This window comes from Lysobacter sp. M2-1 (assembly GCF_022662495.1).
Classification (GTDB): domain Bacteria; phylum Pseudomonadota; class Gammaproteobacteria; order Xanthomonadales; family Xanthomonadaceae; genus JAKPBU01.
Map to the genome: position 1 here is coordinate 130,320 of NZ_JAKPBU010000011.1, position 19,636 is coordinate 149,955.

General features: G+C 68.5%; 17 protein-coding genes. 13 read left to right on the forward strand and 4 right to left on the reverse strand.

Features of this window, described 5'->3' with window-relative positions:
• Nucleotides 1-130 precede the first annotated feature (130 nt).
• The 12 genes from bamA to MC375_RS15915 all read left to right on the forward strand — a co-directional run bounded on the left by bamA (nucleotide 131) and on the right by MC375_RS15915 (nucleotide 15,020).
• On the forward strand, nucleotides 131-2,710 hold the full coding sequence (gene bamA, locus MC375_RS15860) for an outer membrane protein assembly factor BamA (RefSeq protein WP_242104391.1): 2,580 nt from the start codon (nucleotides 131-133) through the stop codon (nucleotides 2,708-2,710).
• Nucleotides 2,711-2,902: 192 nt separating this feature from the next.
• On the forward strand, nucleotides 2,903-3,940 hold the full coding sequence (gene lpxD / locus MC375_RS15865; protein WP_242104392.1) for a UDP-3-O-(3-hydroxymyristoyl)glucosamine N-acyltransferase: 1,038 nt from the start codon (nucleotides 2,903-2,905) through the stop codon (nucleotides 3,938-3,940).
• Nucleotides 3,940-4,410 carry a 3-hydroxyacyl-ACP dehydratase FabZ gene (gene fabZ, locus MC375_RS15870; protein ID WP_242104393.1) on the forward strand — a complete coding sequence of 157 codons (471 nt, stop codon included), beginning with the start codon at nucleotides 3,940-3,942 and terminating at the stop codon, nucleotides 4,408-4,410. The genes lpxD and fabZ overlap by 1 nt, the downstream gene beginning before the upstream one ends.
• Nucleotides 4,411-4,417: 7 nt before the next feature.
• Nucleotides 4,418-5,203 carry an acyl-ACP--UDP-N-acetylglucosamine O-acyltransferase gene (gene lpxA, locus MC375_RS15875; protein ID WP_242104394.1) on the forward strand — a complete coding sequence of 262 codons (786 nt, stop codon included), beginning with the start codon at nucleotides 4,418-4,420 and terminating at the stop codon, nucleotides 5,201-5,203.
• 91 nt (nucleotides 5,204-5,294) lie between these two features.
• Nucleotides 5,295-6,482, forward strand: coding sequence for a lipid-A-disaccharide synthase (gene lpxB / locus MC375_RS15880; RefSeq protein ID WP_242104395.1), 1,188 nt, complete (start codon nucleotides 5,295-5,297; stop codon nucleotides 6,480-6,482).
• Nucleotides 6,483-6,489: 7 nt separating this feature from the next.
• Nucleotides 6,490-7,113 carry a ribonuclease HII gene (locus tag MC375_RS15885; protein ID WP_242104396.1) on the forward strand — a complete coding sequence of 208 codons (624 nt, stop codon included), beginning with the start codon at nucleotides 6,490-6,492 and terminating at the stop codon, nucleotides 7,111-7,113.
• A gap of 249 nt (nucleotides 7,114-7,362) precedes the next feature.
• Nucleotides 7,363-10,881, forward strand: a complete 3,519-nt coding sequence (gene dnaE / locus MC375_RS15890; RefSeq protein ID WP_242104397.1) for a DNA polymerase III subunit alpha — start codon at nucleotides 7,363-7,365, stop codon at nucleotides 10,879-10,881.
• Between the two features lie 80 nt (nucleotides 10,882-10,961).
• The gene (locus tag MC375_RS15895; protein ID WP_242104398.1) at nucleotides 10,962-11,921 is read left to right on the forward strand and encodes an acetyl-CoA carboxylase carboxyltransferase subunit alpha; all 960 of its coding nucleotides are present in this window, start codon (nucleotides 10,962-10,964) and stop codon (nucleotides 11,919-11,921) included.
• Nucleotides 11,922-12,000: 79 nt separating this feature from the next.
• A complete protein-coding gene (locus MC375_RS15900) occupies nucleotides 12,001-12,306 on the forward strand; it encodes a hypothetical protein (RefSeq protein WP_242104399.1) in 306 nt (101 codons plus the stop codon).
• A 58-nt stretch (nucleotides 12,307-12,364) separates the two neighbouring features.
• The gene (tilS, locus tag MC375_RS15905; RefSeq protein ID WP_242104400.1) at nucleotides 12,365-13,702 is read left to right on the forward strand and encodes a tRNA lysidine(34) synthetase TilS; all 1,338 of its coding nucleotides are present in this window, start codon (nucleotides 12,365-12,367) and stop codon (nucleotides 13,700-13,702) included.
• Between the two features lie 90 nt (nucleotides 13,703-13,792).
• Nucleotides 13,793-14,056, forward strand: a complete 264-nt coding sequence (locus tag MC375_RS15910) for an exodeoxyribonuclease VII small subunit (protein ID WP_242104401.1) — start codon at nucleotides 13,793-13,795, stop codon at nucleotides 14,054-14,056.
• Entirely contained in the window at nucleotides 14,049-15,020 is a 972-nt protein-coding gene (locus MC375_RS15915; RefSeq protein WP_242104402.1) for a polyprenyl synthetase family protein, read from the forward strand. The genes MC375_RS15910 and MC375_RS15915 overlap by 8 nt, the downstream gene beginning before the upstream one ends.
• Nucleotides 15,021-15,064: 44 nt before the next feature.
• Here MC375_RS15915 and MC375_RS15920 read toward each other — a convergent pair whose 3' ends face one another.
• The 3 genes from MC375_RS15920 to pmbA form a co-directional block, all read right to left on the reverse strand.
• Nucleotides 15,065-15,478: a DUF4870 domain-containing protein gene (locus tag MC375_RS15920; protein WP_242104403.1), complete on the reverse strand. Its 414-nt coding sequence runs from the start codon at nucleotides 15,476-15,478 to the stop codon at nucleotides 15,065-15,067.
• Nucleotides 15,479-15,591: 113 nt separating this feature from the next.
• Nucleotides 15,592-16,017, reverse strand: coding sequence for a DUF4870 domain-containing protein (locus MC375_RS15925; RefSeq protein ID WP_242104404.1), 426 nt, complete (start codon nucleotides 16,015-16,017; stop codon nucleotides 15,592-15,594).
• A gap of 37 nt (nucleotides 16,018-16,054) precedes the next feature.
• A complete protein-coding gene (gene pmbA, locus MC375_RS15930) occupies nucleotides 16,055-17,434 on the reverse strand; it encodes a metalloprotease PmbA (protein ID WP_242104405.1) in 1,380 nt (459 codons plus the stop codon).
• Between the two features lie 110 nt (nucleotides 17,435-17,544).
• On the opposite strand from pmbA, the gene yjgA reads away from it, so the two are divergent.
• Complete coding sequence (gene yjgA / locus MC375_RS15935; protein WP_242104406.1) at nucleotides 17,545-18,108, forward strand: ribosome biogenesis factor YjgA; 564 nt, start codon at nucleotides 17,545-17,547, stop codon at nucleotides 18,106-18,108.
• A 44-nt stretch (nucleotides 18,109-18,152) separates the two neighbouring features.
• Here yjgA and tldD read toward each other — a convergent pair whose 3' ends face one another.
• Nucleotides 18,153-19,598 carry a metalloprotease TldD gene (gene tldD, locus MC375_RS15940; protein ID WP_242104636.1) on the reverse strand — a complete coding sequence of 482 codons (1,446 nt, stop codon included), beginning with the start codon at nucleotides 19,596-19,598 and terminating at the stop codon, nucleotides 18,153-18,155.
• Between the last annotated feature and the right edge of the window lie 38 nt (nucleotides 19,599-19,636).

A 19,636-nucleotide genomic window follows, 5' to 3' on the forward strand; every position in this document is an offset into this window, starting at 1 on the left:
GGTCTGGTATCTCCAGGACCGGTTTCCGGGGCCGGCAATCGGTTTGTGCAACCTTGCCGGCCCCTGCTTTGGGCGGAATTCACATGCCCGGTTCCCGCCGCACGGCCTGCCTCCCATCCGGAATGTATTGATGACGCCCAGCCCGAAGACGCGCGCTCCCCGCCGCCACCTGCTTGCCCTGGCCCTGGCCTCCGCGGTCGTCGGCCCCGCTGGCGCCCAGCAGCCGGCCACCGATCCGCAAGCCGCCTTCGGCATCACACCTCCGGTTGAAACCGCCCAGACACCGGATCCCGGTTTCACCGTCAGCGACATCCGGGTCGACGGACTGCAGCGCATCGGCGCCGGCACCCTGTTCACCTATCTCCCGATCGAGCGTGGCGATACCGTCGACCAGGGTCGCGCAGCCGAGGCGATCCGCGCCCTGTACAAGACCGGCTTCTTCGAAGACGTGCGGCTGGATCGCGAAGGCAACATCCTGGTCGTCACCGTGGTCGAGCGTCCCGCGATCAACAAGCTGACCCTGAGCGGCAACAAGGACATCAAGACCGAGGACCTGACCAAAGGGCTGGCCGACATCGGCCTGGCCGAAGGCAACACCTTCGACCGCCTGAGCCTGGATCGCGTCACCCAGGAGCTCACCCGGCAGTACAACAACCGCGGCAAATACAACGTCCAGATCACGCCCACGGTGACGCAGCTCGATCGCAACCGCGTCGACGTGACCATCGCTGTCGATGAGGGCAAGGCCGCGAAGATCCGGCACATCAACCTCATCGGCAACGAGAAATTCGAGCAGGAAGAGATCCTGGACAGCTGGGAATCGCGCACCAGCAACTGGCTCAGCTGGTACCGGCGCGACGACCAGTACTCGCGCGAAAAGCTCGAGGGCGATCGCGAGAAGCTGCGCAACTACTACCTCGACCGTGGCTACGTCGACTTCAGCGAGGACAGCGTCCAGGTCGCGATCAGCCCCGACAAGCGCGACATGTTCATCACCGCGGGGCTCACCGAAGGTGAGCAGTACACGGTGGCGGACGTACAGGTCAGCGGCGATACGGTGCTGCCGAAGGAAGAAGTCGAGCGCCGCCTGCTGGTCAAGGAAGGGCAAATCTTCTCCCGCCGCCTGCTGGAGCTGACGTCCGAGTCGATCACCAACAGCCTGGCGAACATCGGTTACGCCTTCGCCCAGGTGAACCCGGTGCCCACCATCGACCGCGACAAGCGCACCGTCGGCATCAACTTCCAGGTCCAGCCCGGTCCGCGCGTCAACGTGCGGCGGATCGTGTTCAAGGGCAATACCCGCACGTCGGACGAGGTCCTGCGCCGGGAGATGCGCCAGTTCGAAGGCAGCTGGTACTCGCAGGCTGCGGTCGATCGCTCCAAGGTGCGCCTGCAGCAACTCGGCTTTTTCGAAAGCGGCAGCGTCGATGTCCAGACCGAACCGGTCCAGGGCACGAGCGACCAGGTCGACCTGGTGGTCAGCGTCACCGAAACCACATCGGGCAGCTTTGTGTTCGGTCTGGGCTACTCCCAGCTGACCGGCGTGTCGACCTCGGTGCAGCTCTCACAGAACAACTTCCTCGGCAGCGGCAACCGGGTCGCGGTTGAGGCCAACCGCAACAGCTATCTGCAGCGGTATTCGTTCTCCTTCCTCAACCCCTACTTCACCGACAACGGCATGTCGCTGGGCTACAACCTGGCCTGGCGCGAGTTCGACAACTCGGACTTCAACACCGTCTCGTATTCGTCCACGAGCCGCCAGGGTCAGGTGGTCGCGGGCCTGCCGATCACGGAGTTCGACACCGTGTCCGCGGCGCTGGGCCTGGACAGCAACCAGATCTTCGCCTTCGCCGGCTCCACGCCGCAGGTGATCATCGACTACATCGACGCCCTCGACCAGCGGACCTTCCATGCCTGGCGCGGCGAACTGGCCTGGGCGCGCGACACCCGCAACGACTACTTTTCTCCGACCCGCGGCATGTACCAGCGGGTCTCGGCCGAGATCGCATTGCCGGGCTCCACCGTCGAGTACTTCAAACTCAACTACGAAATCTCCAAGTACTGGCCGCTCAGCCGCGCATTGGTGCTCAACACCCGTGCCGAACTGGGCTACGGCGACAGCTACGGCGATTCGGTTTCGCGCAACATCTGCTTCACCAATGGTTCCTACCAGGATACGGACAACGATCCTGATACGCCGTCGGTGTGGGTGCCCGGACCGGATCCGAGCGTCCCCTGCGATACCACGTCGCCCGACTTTACGAAGACGGTCACCGCCGATGGACTGCCGTTCTTCGAGAACTTCTACGCCGGCGGCGTGCGTTCGGTGCGCGGCTTCCGCGACAACACCCTGGGTCCGCGGGTCGCGATTTCGCCCGGCCAGCCGCTCGAGCAGCCGATCGGCGGTTCGGTCAAGACCGTAGGTTCTCTGGAACTCATCTTCCCGACCCTGCTCGACACGCCATCGGCGCGGGTTTCGGCGTTCCTGGATTTCGGCAACGTCTTCGCCGATACCGACAGCTTCGATGCCGGCGAACTGCGCGCATCGGCCGGTATCGCCCTGCTATGGCGCGCGCCGGTGGGCCCGATCTCGATCAGCTACGCATTTCCGCTGCGCAAGCAGGATGCGATCCGCGACGACGACGGCGATCTGATCCAGGAAGGCGACGAGATCGAGCGTCTGCAGTTCACCTTCGGCGGCGCGTTTTAAGCCATTCGTTGTTGCCTGCAGGAGCCAGCTCCAGGCGGCCGCCTGGGAACCACCCGTCTTGCAGGAGCATCCCCGGCCGTGCCCGGCGATTCGCCGTCCGGATGGGCTGATCCGCGCCAGGGTCCAGGCCGCTGCGGCGGCTCGGGAGCAGGCGCAGCGGGAGCGATGGCCGCGGCGCGGTAACATTTGCCGATGTTCTCCCCTTCCAGCTACGCCGCACGGGAACTGGCCGAGCGCTTCTCCCTGCAGTTGCGGGGCGACGGCGACGTCCGACTCATCGGTGTCGCCACGCTGGCCCAGGCGCAGCAGCAGCAGCTGGCGTTCCTGGCCAACCCGCGCTATCGCGCACAGCTCGATGCGTCGCAGGCAGGCGCGGTGGTCATGCGCCCTGCGGACGCGGACGGCTACGCCGGCACCGCGTTGCTGGCCGACGATCCCTACGCAGCCTTCGCGCGCATCGCTGCGCTGTTCGAACCGACCGTCCCCTTCGACGCTGGCGTGCACGCGAGCGCCGCGATCGACTCCAGCGCGTGGGTCGATCCCGGCGCCCAGGTTGGGCCGTTCGTGAGCATCGGCGCGCGCAGCCGTGTCGGTGCGGGCGCGGTGATCGGTCCGGGCTGCGTGATCGGGGAGGACTGCGAGATCGGCGCAGGCAGCCGCTTGGTCGCGCGCGTCACCTTGGTGACCAGGGTGCGGCTCGGCGAACGCGTGCTGGTGCATCCAGGTGCGGTGCTCGGCGCCGACGGCTTCGGCCTGGCAATGGAAGGCGGACGCTGGCTGAAGGTGCCGCAGCTTGGCGGCGTGGTGGTCGGCGACGACTGCGAGATCGGCGCCAATACGACGATCGATCGCGGCGCGCTGGACGACACGGTGCTCGAGGAGGACGTGCGCCTGGACAACCAGATCCAGATCGGCCACAACGTGCGCATCGGCGCGCATACCGCCATGGCCGGTTGCTCGGCCGTCGCGGGCAGCGCGCGCATCGGCCGCTATTGCCTGATCGGCGGCGCCGCCGGGGTACTCGGCCATCTGGAGGTCTGCGACCGCGTGGTGATCACGGCCATGAGCCTGGTCACCCACTCGATCCGCGAGCCGGGAGAGTATTCTTCCGGCACACCGCTGATGGACAATCGCAGCTGGCGCAGGAGCGCGGCGCGCTTCAAGCAGCTCGACGCGCTCGCGCGACGCATCGGCACCGGCGACCGCGGTGCAAGCAACCAGGAGACATGATGGGCCCGACCCCGACCCCGCAGGCCGTCGATCTGCCGATCGACGTCAACGGAATCCACAAGCTGTTGCCGCACCGTTATCCCTTCCTGCTGATCGACCGCGTGGTCGAGTTCGGGCCGGGCAGCCGCGTGGTCTGCCACAAGAGCGTTTCAGCCAATGAAGCGTATTTCCAGGGCCATTTCCCCGGTCGCCCGGTGATGCCCGGCGTGCTGGTGATCGAGGCGCTGGCGCAGGCCGGTGGGGTACTGACCCAGCTCGCACGCAACGGCACCTCCGACGGCACGCTGTCCTACCTGGTCAAGGTTGATGAAGCCAAGTTTTCGCGCATGGTGGTGCCCGGCGACCGGCTGGAGCTGGAAGTGACGATCAAGCGCGAGATCCGCAACATGACCCTGTACGCCGGGGTTGCGCGCGTGGACGGTGAACAGGTGGCCTGCGCCGAGATCCTGTGCGCAGAAATCAGGGAATAACCGGGCGGTGACCGCACCTGGCATTCATCCGAGCGCCTCGGTCGATCCCTCCGCCAGGATCGGCGCCAGCGTAAGCATCGGCGCCTTCAGCCTGATCGGCGCGGACGTCGAGATTGGCGAAGGCACCAGTATCGGGCCGCATTGCAGCGTGCTTGGGCCCACGCGGATCGGACGCGACAACCGGATCGTCGGCCACGCCGCGATCGGCGGCGAGCCACAGGACAAGAAGTTCGCCGGCGAGGACTCGCGGCTGGAGATCGGCGATCGCAACGTCATCCGCGAATTCGTCACCATCAATCGCGGCACCGGTGGGGGCGGCGGTGTGACCCGGATCGGCAGCGACAACTGGATCCTGGCCTACACCCACGTCGCCCACGACTGCATCGTCGGCAACCACTGCGTGTTCTCCAACAATGCCACCCTGGCCGGCCACGTGAGCGTGGACGATCACGTGATCCTGAGCGGGTTCGCCGGGGTGCACCAGTTCTGCCGCATCGGTGCGCACGCCTTCGTCGGCATGGGTGCGTTCGTCAACGGCGACGTGCCTCCGTTCGTGATGGTCGCGCAGGAGGGCTATGGCCGGCCGCGCGGGATCAACAGCGAGGGCCTGCGGCGACGCGGCTTCGACGCAGCGCGCGTGGCTGCGATCAAGCGCGCGTACCGCGCCCTGTACATGTCCGGCGCCAAGCTTGACGAAGCCAAGACACAGCTGGCCGAGATCGCCGGCGACAGCGACGACGTGCGGGCGATGCTCGCGTTCATCGAAGCCGGCGAGCGTCCGTTGCTGAGATGAAAACCGCGAACGATCCGTTCGGTGGCCTTCGCGGCCGGACTCGGGCCATGCGAATCCGGCCCGGACGGCCGTAACGACCAGAGCAACCGACGTGCCCAATTCCCCCATCCCCACCACCGAACGCGGCCTCAGGATCGCGCTGTGCGCCGGCGAGTCTTCGGGCGACCAGCTCGGCGCCGGCCTGATCGAGGCGCTGCACCGGCGATTCCCCGATGCATCGTTCGCGGGCATCGGTGGCGAGGCGATGCGCGCGGCGGGGATGGAGACCTGGCACGACGCGCAGGAACTGGCGGTGATGGGGCTGAGCGAAGTGCTCTCGCACCTGCCGCGTCTGCTGCGCCTGCGCCGGGAATTCCGCGAGCGCGTGCTCGCATGGAAGCCGGATGTATTCGTCGGCATCGACGCGCCGGACTTCAACCTCGGCGTCGAGCGCTGGCTGAAGGCGCGCGAGCTGCGCACGGTGCATTACGTCAGCCCGTCGGTCTGGGCCTGGCGCGAGGGACGCGCGGCGAAGATCGGACGCAGCGCCGACCGGGTGCTGTGCCTGTTCCCGATGGAGCCGGACATCTACGCGCGGCATCGGGTCGACGCGCGCTTCGTCGGCCATCCGTTGGCCGATGCCATGCCGCTCGATCCCGACCGCGGCCAGGCCCGCGCCGCGCTGGGCATCGCCTTTCACGATCCGGTGCTGGCGCTGCTGCCCGGCAGCCGGCTGGGCGAAATCGCGCGCATGCTGCCGGATTTCCTGCGGGCGGCATCCCGGGTCGCCGAGCGCGTCACCGGCCTGCAGGTGCTGGTGCCCGCCGCGAATGCAGCCTGCGCCGAAGCGATCCGCGCCGAACTGGCCCGCCACCCAGCGCTCGCGCGCCGGGTCCGGCTGCTCGATGCTCACGCCCGCGAGGCAATGATCGCCAGCGACGTTGTCCTGCTCGCCTCGGGCACTGCCGCGCTCGAGGCGATGCTGGCCAAGCGGCCGATCGTGGTCGGCCACCGGATCGCGCCGACGACCTATCGCATCGTCCGCGCCTTCGGCCTGCTCAAGACCCGGTACGTCAGCCTGCCGAATGTGCTGGCCGGTGAAGCCCTGGTGCCCGAACTGCTGCAGGACGACTGCACGCCAGACCGGCTGGCAGCGGCGGTGCTGCATTGGTTCGAACAGCCCGAAGCCGTGGCCGCGTTGCGACCGCGGTTCCGCGCGATTCACGAGGCGCTACGTCGTAACGCTTCGGAGCGCGCTGCCGAGGCGGTCACGGAGCTGTTGGCCGCGAACGCGCCATAATCCGGCCATGGACGGCAGCTTTCACCCCGACCCCGGTCCGCCGCAACCGCCCTTGCGCATCGCCGGCGTCGACGAAGCCGGGCGCGGGCCGCTGGCCGGGCCCGTGGTCGTCGCAGCGGTGGTATTCCCCGCCGTGCGCACGCCGGTGAACGGGCTCGACGACTCCAAGCGCCTGTCGCCGCAGCGCCGCGAAGCGCTCTATCCGCGCATCGTCGAGCGCGCGCTGGCCTGGCACGTGGTGTCCGTGGAAGTCGAGGACATCGACCGCCTCAACATCTACCACGCGACGATGCTCGGCATGCGCCTCGCGATCGAAGCAGTGCAGCACGCCTGCGACCTGACGCGCATCGACGGCAATGCGCTGCCGCGCGGCCTGGGCTGCCGTGCCGAAACGGTCGTTGGCGGGGACGCCAGCGAACGCGCGATCATGGCGGCGTCGATCCTCGCCAAAGTCACGCGTGACAGGCGCATGCGCGAACTGCACGCGCTTTACCCGCAATACGGCTTCGACCGCCACAAGGGCTACAGCTGCCCGGAGCACTTCGCCGCCTTGCGCGCATACGGGCCGTGCCCCCAGCACCGGCGTAGTTTCGCTCCGGTGCGGGAGTGCGGACAGACGGCGCTTTTCTAGTCGCTGCCCCCGGGGCCAGTCGGCTGGCCGATCAGCGGTACTCGCGCATCGAATCCAGGCATGCCACGGATCTCGAAATCGACGCCAGCGGGACCGCCAAGCGTTGAGCGACGCCTGCCGATTCAAGGGCCGCCCGGCTCGGCGGCCCTTTTTTTCCGGCGCGTGGCGCCTGCGTGATCCCATGCCTGTCAAGCCTTGTCCGGGCCAGTCGCCGGCCCTAACCTGCGGACTCATCCAGCGGCTCCGCCGATGCCCGCCCGCTTCGTTCATCTCCACTTGCACAGCGAGTACTCGCTCGCCGATTCGACGATCCGCATACCGGAACTCGTTGCGCGTTGCGCTGCCCTGCAGCAGCCGGCAGTGGCGGTGACCGACCGCAACAACCTCTTCGCCCTGGTCAAGTTCTACCGGGAAGCGGAGAAGGCCGGGATCAAGCCGATCGCCGGGGCCGACGTGTGCGTGGCCGACGGCGACGGCAAGCTGTGGGACCTCACCCTGCTCTGCCGCGACCGCGCCGGCTATCTCGAACTGTCGCGCCTGCTCAGCCGCGCATGGATGGAAGGCCAGCGCCACGACGGCGTGGTGCTGCGGCCGCAATGGCTGCAGGACGAGGTCGGCGGTCTGTTCGCGATCGGGGGGCGTCACAGTCTGGCCGGGCAGCTCGCCGCCGGAGGCCGTCACGACCAGGCCGAACAGGTCGTGCGTGGCTGGCAGTCGGTCTTCGGCGACCGCCTGCACCTGGAACTCACCCGCTGCGGGCTGGCTGGCGAAGACGCGTTCAACGCCTTCGCCCTCGCCGCCGCGGCGACGTGCGGCGTCCCGGTGATCGCCAGCAACGACGTGCGCTTCCTGGATGCCGACGGATTCGAAGCCCATGAGGCGCGCGTGTGCATCGCCTCGGGGCGGGTGCTCGACGATCCGCGCCGCCCGCGCGACTACAGCGCAGAACAGTTCCTGAAATCCCCGGAGGAGATGGCGGCGCTGTTCGCCGACGTGCCGGACGCCGTCGACAACACCGTGGAACTGGCGCGCCGCTGCAACTTCGAGCTGAGCCTGGGCACCTATTACCTGCCGGCGTTTCCGGTGCCGTCGGACCACACCCTGGAAAGCTGGATCCGCAGCGAGGCCCGCGACGGACTGGCACGTCGGCTGGAGAAGCATCCGCCGCCGCCCGAGCACGGCGTCTCGCCCTACGAACAGCGGCTGCAGAGCGAGCTGGACGTGATCGTGGGGATGGGGTTCGCCGGCTACTTCCTGATCGTGGCGGACTTCATCAACTGGGCCAAGGACCATGGCATCCCGGTCGGCCCCGGCCGTGGGTCGGGCGCCGGTTCGCTGGTGGCCTGGGCGCTGGGCATCACCGACCTGGATCCATTGCCGTACGACCTGCTGTTCGAGCGCTTTCTCAATCCCGAACGCGTGTCGATGCCCGACTTCGACATCGACTTCTGCATGGACCGGCGCGACGAGGTCATCGACTACGTCGCCGCCAAGTACGGCCGCGACCGGGTCAGCCAGATCATCACCTACGGCACCATGGCCGCGAAGGCGGTGGTGCGCGACGTGGGACGCGTGCTCGGCTATCCCTACGGCTTCGTCGACAGCATCGCCAAGCTGGTGCCGATGACCCTGGGCATCGGCCTGGAAGACGCGCTCGGACGCACCGAGAAATCCCGCCGCGATGAGGCCTGGCGCTCGCCCGAACTGATCGCGCGCTACAACGACGAGGACGACGTCCGCGACCTGCTCGACCTGGCTTTGCAGCTCGAGGACCTGACCCGCAACGCCGGCAAACATGCCGGCGGCGTGGTGATCGCGCCCAGTCCCCTGTCCGAGTTCTGCCCGCTGTACGCCGAACACGATGGCCACGGCGGCGGCCGCAACCCGGTCACCCAGTTCGACAAGGACGACGTGGAAGCAGTGGGCCTGGTGAAGTTCGACTTCCTCGGCCTGCGCACGCTCACGATCATCGACTGGGCGGTGAAGGCCATCAACCAGCGGCGTGGAGATGCTGCCGCGCTCGACATCACCGCCCTCCCCTTGGACGACCAAGCGACCTACGAACTGTTCGCACGCGGCGATACCGTGGCGGTGTTCCAGTTCGAATCGCGCGGCATGCGCGAGCTGCTCAAGCGCGCGCGGCCCGACACCTTCGAGGACATCATCGCCCTGGCGGCGCTGTTCCGCCCGGGCCCGCTCGGTTCCGGGATGGACCGCGAATGGGTCGACCGCAAGCATGGCCACACCGAGGTCAGCTATCCGCACGAATCGCTCGAGCCGGTGCTCAAGCCGACCTACGGCGTGATCGTCTACCAGGAACAGGTGATGCAGATCGCCCAGGTGCTGGCGGGCTACTCGCTGGGCGAGGCGGATCTGCTGCGGCGCGCGATGGGCAAGAAAAAGCCCGAGGAAATGGCCAAGGAGCGCGCCAAGTTCGAGGCCGGCGCCGCGCAGCGCGGCGTCGACCCGCGCCGTGCCACGCAGATCTTCGACCTGATGGAGAAGTTCGCCGAGTACGGCTTCAACAAGTCGCATTCCGCCGCGTACGCGTTGGTCGCCTATCAGACCGCGTGGCTCAAGGTGCACCATCCGGCCGAGTTCATGGCGGCGGTGCTGTCCAGCGACATGGACAATACCGACAAGGTGGTCGGTTTCCTCGACGAGACGCGTACGCTCGGGCTCACCGTGCTGCCGCCGGACGTCAATTCGTCCACCTACATGTTCGAAGCGATGGACGATCGCACCATCCGCTACGGTCTTGGCGCGGTCAAAGGCGTGGGCCGCGGCGCGTGCGAAGCCATCGCGGAGGAACGCACGCGCGGCGGCGCGTACGCGGACCTGCTCGACTTCTGCAAGCGGGTCGACTCGAACCGGCTCAACAAGCGCGTGCTCGAGGCGCTGGTCAACGCCGGCGCGCTCGATGCGCTCGGTGCAAACCGCCCGTCGCTGCTGCTGCAGCTGCCGGAAGTGCTCAAGGCCTCCGACCAGCTCGCCCGCGAACGCGAGGCAGGTCAAGTGTCGCTGTTCGGCGGCTTCGCCGAATCCGCGCCGGCGCTGCGGATCGAACTGCCACAGGCGCCGGACTGGTCTCTGGCCCAGAAGCTGCAAGGCGAACGCGACACCCTCGGGCATTACCTCAGCGGCCACCCGCTGGACCCGTATCGCGAAGAGCTGCGCGCCCTGGTCGGCTACACCCTGGGCGACCTCGACACCCTGTGGCAGGGCCGGCCGCAGGACGCGCGCAGCGGCTGGCGCCCGGAGATGACCGCGGTCATCGCAGGCCAGGTGGTGGGCCTGCGCAAGAAGGGCGACAGCCAGGCTTTCGTGCAGCTGGAGGACGGGCTCGGAAGGATCGAATGCGCGTTCTTCGCCGAAGCCTATCTGGAGTACGCCGCGCTGCTGACCCGCGACCGCATCCTGGTCGTCGAGGGCGGCCTGCGCGAGGACGAATTCAGCGGCGGGTTCGCGCTGCGCGCGCGCCGCTGCTGGGAATACCACAAGCTGTGCGAGACCTCTGCGCAACGGCTGTCGATGAGCCTGGACCTGCGCACGCCCGGTGCGCTGGCAGGCATCGAGGAGATCCTGGCCCGCCACCGCCCAGGTCAGACGCCGCTGCTTTACCAGCTGGTCGTGGACGGCGCGCAGGGCAGGCTCGATCTCAACGGCAGCGAGGGCGTCCGCGTCGACGCCGACCTGCCCGCGGTGCTGCGCACCCAGCCCGGCGTGCGCGCGGTCAAGGTGGCGATGGCCAAGCCCTGGGCGCATTGACCCACGCGAGCGGACTCGAACGCCCTCACACCCTACCGCCGGGTACGGGCCGCCCGCCCCCGTTCCGCTAGACTTCGCCGATGAATCCGAACTACCTCGACTTCGAACAGCCGATCGCCGACCTCGAAGCCAGGCTCCAGGACCTGCGCCATGCCAGCACCGGGCCCGCGGTCAACATCGACTCCGAGGTCCGCACCCTGCAGGCCAAGCTGCGCCAGCGCACGGCGCACATCTTCCGCGACCTGTCGCCGTGGCAGATCTCGCAGCTCGCGCGCCATCCGCAGCGGCCCTACACCAACGACTACATCCGTGCGTTCTGCGACGAATTCGAGGAGCTCGCCGGCGACCGCGCCTACTCCGACGATGCCGCCATCGTCGGCGGCCTGGGCCGCATCGACGGTCGCAGCGTGGTGATCATCGGCCATCAGAAGGGTCGCGACACCAAGGCCAAGGTCCGGCGCAACTTCGGCATGCCGCGGCCGGAGGGCTATCGCAAGGCGCTGCGGCTGATGAAGCTGGCCGAGCGCTTCAAACTGCCCCTGCTCACCTTCATCGACACGCCGGGTGCGTATCCGGGCATCGGTGCCGAGGAACGCGGCCAGTCCGAAGCCATCGCCCGCAACCTGCTGGAAATGGCGGAATTGCGCACGCCCATCATCTGCACCGTGATCGGCGAGGGCGGCAGCGGCGGCGCGCTGGCGATCGGCGTGGGCGACCGCACGCTGATGCTCGAATACAGCACCTATTCGGTGATCTCGCCCGAAGGCTGCGCCTCGATCCTGTGGAAATCGGCGGACAAGGCCAAGGACGCCGCCGAACAACTGGGGCTCACTGCGAAACGGCTCAAGGAACTCGGCCTGGTCGACAAGGTCATCCGCGAACCCATCGGCGGCGCGCACCGCAATGCGAAGCAGATGGCCACGCGCCTGAAGGCGGTGCTGATGAACGAACTCGACGTGCTCGAGGCGCTGCCCATCGACAAGCTGCTGGCCCAGCGCTACAAGCGCCTGCGCGGCTACGGCGCATACGAAGCCGCCTGAGCGCGGCCCCCTGCTTGCCCCTGGCGCCGCCGCGCTAAAGTGCTATGCCGCGGTTCCGCGGCGCCATGGGGAGTTGGGCATGCTGATCAGGAAAGTCGGGGTGTTGTCGCTGGCGATCAATTCGGCCGTGATCGGCGCGGTCGCCGGCCTGGTGGTCGCAGTAGTCTTCCTGCTGTTCGGCTCGGCGGTCATGACGATGATGCAGGCAACGCACGGCGGCGCAGGGCTGGAAGGCTCCGCGTTCGGCGCCGGCATGGGCGTGGTGGGGCTGGTCCTGTTTCCGATCATGTATGCCGTGTTCGGCTTCATCGGCGGGGCGATCTACGCCCTGATCTTCAACCTGGCGGCCCGGATCACTGGCGGGCTGCAGATCGAGACGGCCTGACGCCGCTGGACCCCGCAGTGGCCAGTGCCACTGCGGGTCGCGGCACCGCCACTCACGCATGCCAGGCACACGGCCGCCCCGCCCTTCCACGACTGACGGCCTCGACATCGCCGCGCCGGAGGCGCCGGTGCTCGTGGGATTCAGCGGCGGCTTGGACTCGACCGTGCTGCTGCACCTGCTGGCGGCCTCCGCACAGGTGCGCGCGACAGGCCTGCGCGCGGTCCACGTGCATCACGGCCTGCATCGCGAGGCGGATGCCTGGGCGGCACACGTGCGCGAGGTGTGCACAACCTTCGATGTGCCGCTCTCGGTGATCGGGGTCGAGGTTCGACGCGATAGCGGCCATGGCCTGGAAGGCGCCGCGCGCGTGGCCAGGCTCGCGGCCTTCGCCAGGGAGCTGCAGCCGGGCGAAGTGCTTGCGCTCGCGCATCATCGCGACGACCAGGCCGAAACCTTCCTGCTGCGTGCGCTGCGCGCGTCCGGGCCGGATGGTCTGGCCGCGATGCGGCCGTGGCGGCCCTTTGCGCAGGGCTGGTTGTGGCGGCCGTTGCTGGACATTCCGCGCGCTGCGCTGAGCGACCACGCGCACGCGCACGGTCTGCACTGGATCGAAGACGACTCCAACGCCGATACGAGCCTCGATCGCAATTTCCTGCGCCAGCGCGTGCTGCCGGCGCTGCGCGAACGCTGGCCGCAGGCCGATGCGGCGTTCGCACGTGTTGCGTCCCTGCAGGCCGCATCGGTCGAACTGCTCGAAGCCGAAGACGCGCGCGCACTCGCCACCGCGCGGACAGCCGATCCCCACGCGCTGCAGCTGGCGCCGCTGCTCGCGCTGCCACCGGCCCGCCGCGCCCGCGTGCTGCGCCGCTGGATCGCGATCCTGGAGTTGCCGCCGCTGCCCGGCGAAGGCATCGCCCGGATCGAGTCCGAACTTCTCCCCGCCGCTGCCGACACCGAAGCCGAATTCGCCTGGGCCGGCGCCGTCATCCACCGCTGGCGCGATCTGCTGTATGCCGACCACGAACGCGAGGCGCTGCCAGCGGATTGGTCGGTGACATGGTCCATGGACGCGCCACTGGTCCTGCCTACCGGCGATCGGCTGGAACTGGACGTGGCCTGTACATTCGACACCGACGTCCACCTGCATGCACGCGTCGGCGGCGAGCGCATCGTCCTGCCAGGCCGCACCCATTCGCACGCGCTCAAGCATGTGCTGCAGGAGCTCGGCGTGCCGCCGTGGGAGCGCAAGCGGTTGCCGCTGCTGTCGGATGCGGCGGGCAATCTGCTCGCGGCCGGAGATCTGCTGTATTCGGCCGCGTTCGACAGCTGGCTGCGCGAGCGCGGTGCGCGCCTGGTGTGGTCACCGGCGGCGGAGAATCCAGCGCGGGATTCCTGAGCACCTGATGGAACTGCCTAACAGGAATGCGGCGCACCCGCATGCCGATAGCCCTGCCGATGGACCTGTGGCTGCAGTAAACTCCGCGCCATGCCGCGCAAGCCGGAAAACGAAGCCTCTCCCGTCGCCAATTTCGAGGCTTCGCTCGAGGCGCTCGAAACGCTGGTGGAGCAGATGGAGCGCGGCGAAATGAGCCTGGAGGAGTCGCTGGCGGCCTACGAGCGCGGCGTCGGCCTGTACCGGCACTGCCAGGCGGCTCTGGAGCAAGCGGAGCTACGGGTCAAGCTGCTCAGCGATCCCGCCGACCCGGCCACCGCAGAACCCTTCCAGCCCGGCAACGCGCCGGATGCGTGAGTCGCCAGCGCTGGACGCGCTGTTCGCCCGATGGCGGCAGCGGGTCGACGACGCCATCGCCGCGGCCCTGCCCGACCCCGAGACCGAGCCCCGCCGCCTGCACGCGGCCTTGCGCCATGCGGCGCTGCTCGGCGGCAAGCGGATGCGCCCGCTGCTGGTGTACGCCACCGGCGCCGCGCTCGGTACGGACCTGGAGCGGCTGGATCCTGCCGCCACCGCGGTCGAACTGATCCACGCCTATTCGCTGGTGCACGACGACCTTCCCGCCATGGACGACGACGCCCTGCGCCGCGGCCAGCCCACGGTGCATGTGGCCTTCGGCGAGGCGACCGCGATTCTCGCTGGCGACGCGCTGCAAAGCCTCGCCTTCGAACAACTGGCGCGGGCCGCGCTGCCGGCCGAAACCAGCCTCGCCATGCTCGCGGAACTGGCGAACGCCGCGGGCGCCGCCGGCATGTGCGGCGGTCAGGCCCTGGACATCGACGCGACCGCGCCGCGGCCGCACCCGCCTGCAAATTCGTCAGCCGCGCCGCAGCGCGCCGACGAAACCCGCTTGCATGAGCCGTTTTCTTTCCCCACCGTGACGCTCGAATCCCTCGAGCGCCTGCACGCGATGAAGACCGGCGCGCTGTTGCGCGCGTCGGTGCGGCTCGGCGCGATCGCGGCGCAGGCCGATGCGCCGGTGCGCGCACGCCTGGACGCCTATGCCGAAGCGCTGGGACTGGCCTTCCAGATACGCGACGATCTGCTCGACGTGGAAGGCGACAGCGCCACGCTCGGCAAGACCGCGGGCAAGGACGCCGCGCAGGCGAAGACCACGTTCCCGTCGTTGATCGGAGCCGAGGGCTCGCGCGAGACATTGCGCAGGCTTTCAGCGCAAATGGAAGCAGCGCTGGCCGACCTCGACGACAACGCAGCCGCGCTGCGTGCGCTCGCACGTCTGGTCGTCGAGCGCGATCGCTGACCGACGACATCGCGGGGCGGCTTCGCGCCGCCCCGCGTAGCGGTTCATTTGAACAGGCGGATCGTCAGCGGATAGCGGTACATGTGGCCGTCGTAGGCCTTGAACGTGGCGATCAGGCTGCACACCAGCCACATCAGGCCGAGCACGATCCACACCGGCAGCGCCACGATGATGCCGATGCCGAGGGTGAAGATCACCAGCACCACGGCGATCGCCGCGTAGATGAACATGCTGACGTTGAAGTTCAGCGCTTCGCGGGCATGTTCCGCGGCGAAGGCGGACTTGTCGCGCACGACCATCCACACCACGAACGCGGCCACCGCGCCCGCGATGCCCGCGGCCCAGCTGGTCAGCAGCGCGAGCGCCAGGGCCCCGGCATGCGCCCCGGCCGCCCACTGGCGATCGCTCTGGGTCGGGGACGTGGTCTGACCCGTGCTCGGTTGGACAGTGTTTTCCATCGTCGACTCCTCCCGGAAGGATTCCGGTCGCTTAAACCAAATGCGGTCGCGGCGCCGGCGCTCAAGCCAACGTTCGACCTAGTTACAGCGTAACAACCGTTCGCGCACGCGGCTCACTTCACCAGGCGCAGCGCGAACGGGTAGCGATAGGCCACGCCATCGTTGGCCTTGACCGCCGCGATCACGATGAACACCAGCGCGGCCACCCCAAGGATCAGCATCAGCGGCGCGGTGACCACGAACCCGATGCCCAGGGTGCCGATGCCCAGCAGCACGAGTACCAGCAGCGCGAGCGCCACGGTGATGTTGAAGTTCAGCGCTTCCTTGGCCTGGTCGGTCACGAACGGCATCGTGTCCTTCTTGATCTGCCAGATGATCAACGGCCCGAGCACGCAGCCGATGCCGCCGAGCGTGTTGCTGGTCAGCAGGCCCCCGGCGATCGCGGACAGGTGGGCGAACATCGCCCACTGGCGTTCCTGGGCATCGGGGGTCCCTTCGGGGGCGGGTGGCGGGGTGGTGGCATCGTCCCATTGGCTCATCGCTGGCTCCCGTGGCGTGGCGTGATGCGACTCTACTTCATTGTGCGCCGGCGACGGTCATCCGCCCGACCAGGATGGACCCGGTGCGGATATGCGAGCGCGGGTCGACGTCGCTGCCGACCGCCTCGATCGCGGCGAACATCTGCCGCAGGTTGCCGGCGATGGTGATGCCGTCGACGGGGTGGACGATCGCACCGTTCTCCACCAGGAAGCCGGCCGCGCCACGCGAGTAGTCGCCGGTGACGTTGTTCACCCCCTGGCCCATCAGCTCGGTGACCAGCAGCCCGCGGGACATGCCGGCCACCTGGGCGTCGCGCCCGGCGGCATTGGCACCGATCAGGAGGTTGTGCACGCCGCCGGCGTTCGCCGTCGTCGCCAGACCCAGTTTGCGTGCCGAATAGCTGCCCAGCACGTAGCGCTGCAGCACGCCGGCCTCGATCAGTGCGGTACGGGCGGTCGCGACGCCTTCGGAATCGAACGCCGCCGAGCGGAAGCCGCGCGCCAGGAACGGGTCCTCGACGATCGAGAACCAGTCCGGGAACAGCTGCTGCCCGGCCGCATCGACCAGGAAGCTCGCACGCCGGTACAACGCCCCACCCGAGACCGCGCCCACCAGATGTCCGACCAGGGAGCGCGCCATCTCCGCCGAAAACAGCACCGGCATCTCGGTCGTCGCCAGCTGCCGCGCGTCCAGGCGCGAAGCCGCGCGTTCGGCCGCCTGGCGTCCGATGGCCGCCGGCGTTTCCAGGTCCTCCGCGGCAAGTGCCGTGCTGTACCAGCCATCGCGCTGCATCGCCTCGCCGCGCCCGGCGATCAGCGCGCAGCCGATGGAATGGTGGGTGCCGCGTTCCTGGCCGACGAAACCGTGCGAGTTGGCATAGACGCTGAGCGACTCGCCGGTGGACACCGAGGCGCCGTCGGAATTCTCGATCCGCGGGTCGGCGTCGCGCCCGGCGGCTTCGCAGGCCAGCGCCAAGTCGATGGCGCGATCGGCGTCGATCGACCACGGGTGCCAGCTGTCGAATTCGGGAAACCTGCCCTCCGCGGGCGGGCGCGCCATCAGCGCGGCGTCCGCCAGCCCCGCGGCGGGATCGTCCTCGGTGAACTTCGCGATCGCGCAGGCCTGGGCCACCGTCGCGACCAGGCTCTCCTCGCGCAGGTCCGCGGTGCTCGCGCTGCCCTTGCGCTGGCCAAAATACGCCGTGACCGAAATGCCGCGGTCGCGATTAGATTCGACCGTCTCCACGCCGCCCATGCGCACGTTGACGCTCAGGCCGCGCTGGTCGGAGCACGACACTTCCACCTGCGAAGCACCCTGGGCGCGTGCACGCTCAAGCAGCTGCGCGGCGATCCCCTCGAGCTGGCCGAGCCTGTCGCGGCTGTCGTCGTGGATGGCGGAATCGATGACTGCGTTCAATGGCTTATCCTAGATTCGCAACAAGGCGGTGTGTGTACAGGTCTCGAGTGCGCTCGGACTGCACCTACCCGCCGGCAGGTGCCGGGGAGCCCCGGGACGATGGAGAGGCGATGCGCGGACGCGACGACGACAGCGGCGAATACCTCGGCCCGAGCCGCAAGCAGCAGCGGCGCGATGCGCTGGACGTGCTCGCGCTGGTGAATCAGCTGGGCGAGCACAGCGCCAGCCAGCTGGAAAAGCTGCCGCTGCCCGAACACCTGCTGCCGCACTTCGCCGACCTCCGGCGCATCACCGCGCATGGCGCGCGCAAGCGCCAGGTGGCGTTCATCGCCAAGCGCATGCGCGGCGAAGACAACGAGGTCCTGGCTGCGATCCGCGACGCGATGGAAGCCGGCGGCGAGGCGGCGCGCCAGGAAACCGCCCTGCTGCACCGGGCCGAAACCTGGCGCGAGCACCTGCTGGCCGACGGCGATGCCGCGCTGTCCGCGCTGCTGGACGAGCATCCCGGCGCCGATCGCCAGCAACTGCGGCAACTGATCCGCAACGCGCTCGAAGAACGTGCGAAGAACAAGCCGCCGCGAGCGTTTCGCGAGCTGTTCCGCGAACTGCGGGAACTGCTGGGACACGAGAGACCGGAAACGGGAGACGAGGCAAACGAAGCGTCCGAACGCTAGCGCTTTTCCGTCTCCCTTCTCCCGTTTCCCGTCTCCCGGTTTCATCACGCCCGCGTCCCGCCCACGGTCAGCTGGTCGATCAGCAGGGAGGGCTGGCCCACGCCCACGGGCACGCTCTGTCCGTCCTTCCCGCACACGCCCACGCCATCGTCCAGCGCCATGTCGTGGCCGATCATCTTTACCCGCTGCATGGTTTCGGGACCGTTGCCGATCAGGGTGGCGCCCTTGACCGGCGCGGTGACCTTGCCATCCTCGATCAGGTAGGCCTCGGTCGCGGAGAACACGTACTTGCCGCTGGTGATGTCGACCTGGCCGCCGCCGAAGTTCACCGCGTACAGGCCCTTCTTCACCGAACGGATCATCTCGTCCGGATCGTGGGTTCCGGCGAGCATGTAGGTGTTGGTCATGCGCGGCATCACCAGGTGCGCGAACGATTCGCGCCGGCCGTTGCCCGTGGGCGCCATCCCCATCAGCCGTGCATTGAGCGTGTCCTGCATGTAGCCGGTGAGCACGCCGTCCTCGATCAGCGTGGTGCAGGACGTCGGCGTGCCTTCGTCGTCAATGTTGAGCGAGCCGCGGCGTCCATCGAGCGTGCCGTCGTCGACGATGGTGACGCCGGGCGAAGCGACCCGCTGGCCCATGCGCCCGGCATACGTGGAAGTGCCCTTGCGGTTGAAATCGCCTTCGAGTCCGTGTCCCACCGCCTCATGCAGCAGCACGCCTGGCCAGCCGCTGCCCAGCACCACCGGCATCACGCCTGCAGGTGCGTCGATCGCCTCCAGGTTCACCAGCGCCTGACGCAGCGCCTCGCGCGCGAATTTTTCCGGACGGCCTTCACCGAGCAGCTCGGCGTAGGAATAGCGGCCGCCGTAGCCGGCATAGCCCGATTCGCGGCGGCCGTTGTGTTCCACGATCACCTGCACATTGAGCCGCACCAGCGGCCGCACGTCGCCGGCCAGCACGCCGTCGCTGCGCGCGACCAGCACGGTGTCGACGCCGCCCGTCAGCCCGACCACCACCTGCTGCACCCGCGGATCGAGCGCACGCAGCAGCTTGTCGACCCGGCGCAGGGCCTCGACCTTGGCCTCGTTGCCGAGCACATCGATCGGATCCTGGGCCGGATACAGGCTGCGTCCCGCGCCGGGCGCGAGAGTGCCTTGCGCGTGCGAGCGGCCGTCGCGCGAGATTGCGCGCGCCGACTGCGCGGCCGACAGCAGCGCCTCGGCGTTGATGTCGTCGGAATAGGCGAACCCGGTCTTCTCGCCGCTGATCGCGCGCACGCCGACGCCCTGCTCGATCGAATGCGCGCCTTCCTTGACGATGCCGTCCTCCACGGTCCAGCTCTCGCGCCGCGAGTGCTGGAAATACAGATCGCCGAAATCGATGCCCGGCCCGAGCAGGCTGCCGAAGGTGCGGTCGAGGCCTTGGGTGTCGAGGCCGGCCGGCAGCAGCAGGCGGGACTGGGCGATCTGGAGTGAGCTGGACATCAGGCTGGGCGTTCCCGTAATTGGAGGACCATCATCCCGAC

Coding starts and splice junctions, on each gene's coding strand:
- bamA (WP_242104391.1), top strand. CDS start 131: ATGACGCCCAGCCCGAAGACGCGCGCTCCCCGCCGCCACCTGCTTGCC.
- lpxD (WP_242104392.1), top strand. CDS start 2,903: ATGTTCTCCCCTTCCAGCTACGCCGCACGGGAACTGGCCGAGCGCTTC.
- fabZ (WP_242104393.1), top strand. CDS start 3,940: ATGGGCCCGACCCCGACCCCGCAGGCCGTCGATCTGCCGATCGACGTC.
- MC375_RS15885 (WP_242104396.1), top strand. CDS start 6,490: ATGGACGGCAGCTTTCACCCCGACCCCGGTCCGCCGCAACCGCCCTTG.
- dnaE (WP_242104397.1), top strand. CDS start 7,363: ATGCCCGCCCGCTTCGTTCATCTCCACTTGCACAGCGAGTACTCGCTC.
- MC375_RS15895 (WP_242104398.1), top strand. CDS start 10,962: ATGAATCCGAACTACCTCGACTTCGAACAGCCGATCGCCGACCTCGAA.
- MC375_RS15900 (WP_242104399.1), top strand. CDS start 12,001: ATGCTGATCAGGAAAGTCGGGGTGTTGTCGCTGGCGATCAATTCGGCC.
- tilS (WP_242104400.1), top strand. CDS start 12,365: ATGCCAGGCACACGGCCGCCCCGCCCTTCCACGACTGACGGCCTCGAC.
- MC375_RS15910 (WP_242104401.1), top strand. CDS start 13,793: ATGCCGCGCAAGCCGGAAAACGAAGCCTCTCCCGTCGCCAATTTCGAG.
- MC375_RS15915 (WP_242104402.1), top strand. CDS start 14,049: ATGCGTGAGTCGCCAGCGCTGGACGCGCTGTTCGCCCGATGGCGGCAG.
- MC375_RS15920 (WP_242104403.1), bottom strand. CDS start 15,478: ATGGAAAACACTGTCCAACCGAGCACGGGTCAGACCACGTCCCCGACC.
- MC375_RS15925 (WP_242104404.1), bottom strand. CDS start 16,017: ATGAGCCAATGGGACGATGCCACCACCCCGCCACCCGCCCCCGAAGGG.
- yjgA (WP_242104406.1), top strand. CDS start 17,545: ATGCGCGGACGCGACGACGACAGCGGCGAATACCTCGGCCCGAGCCGC.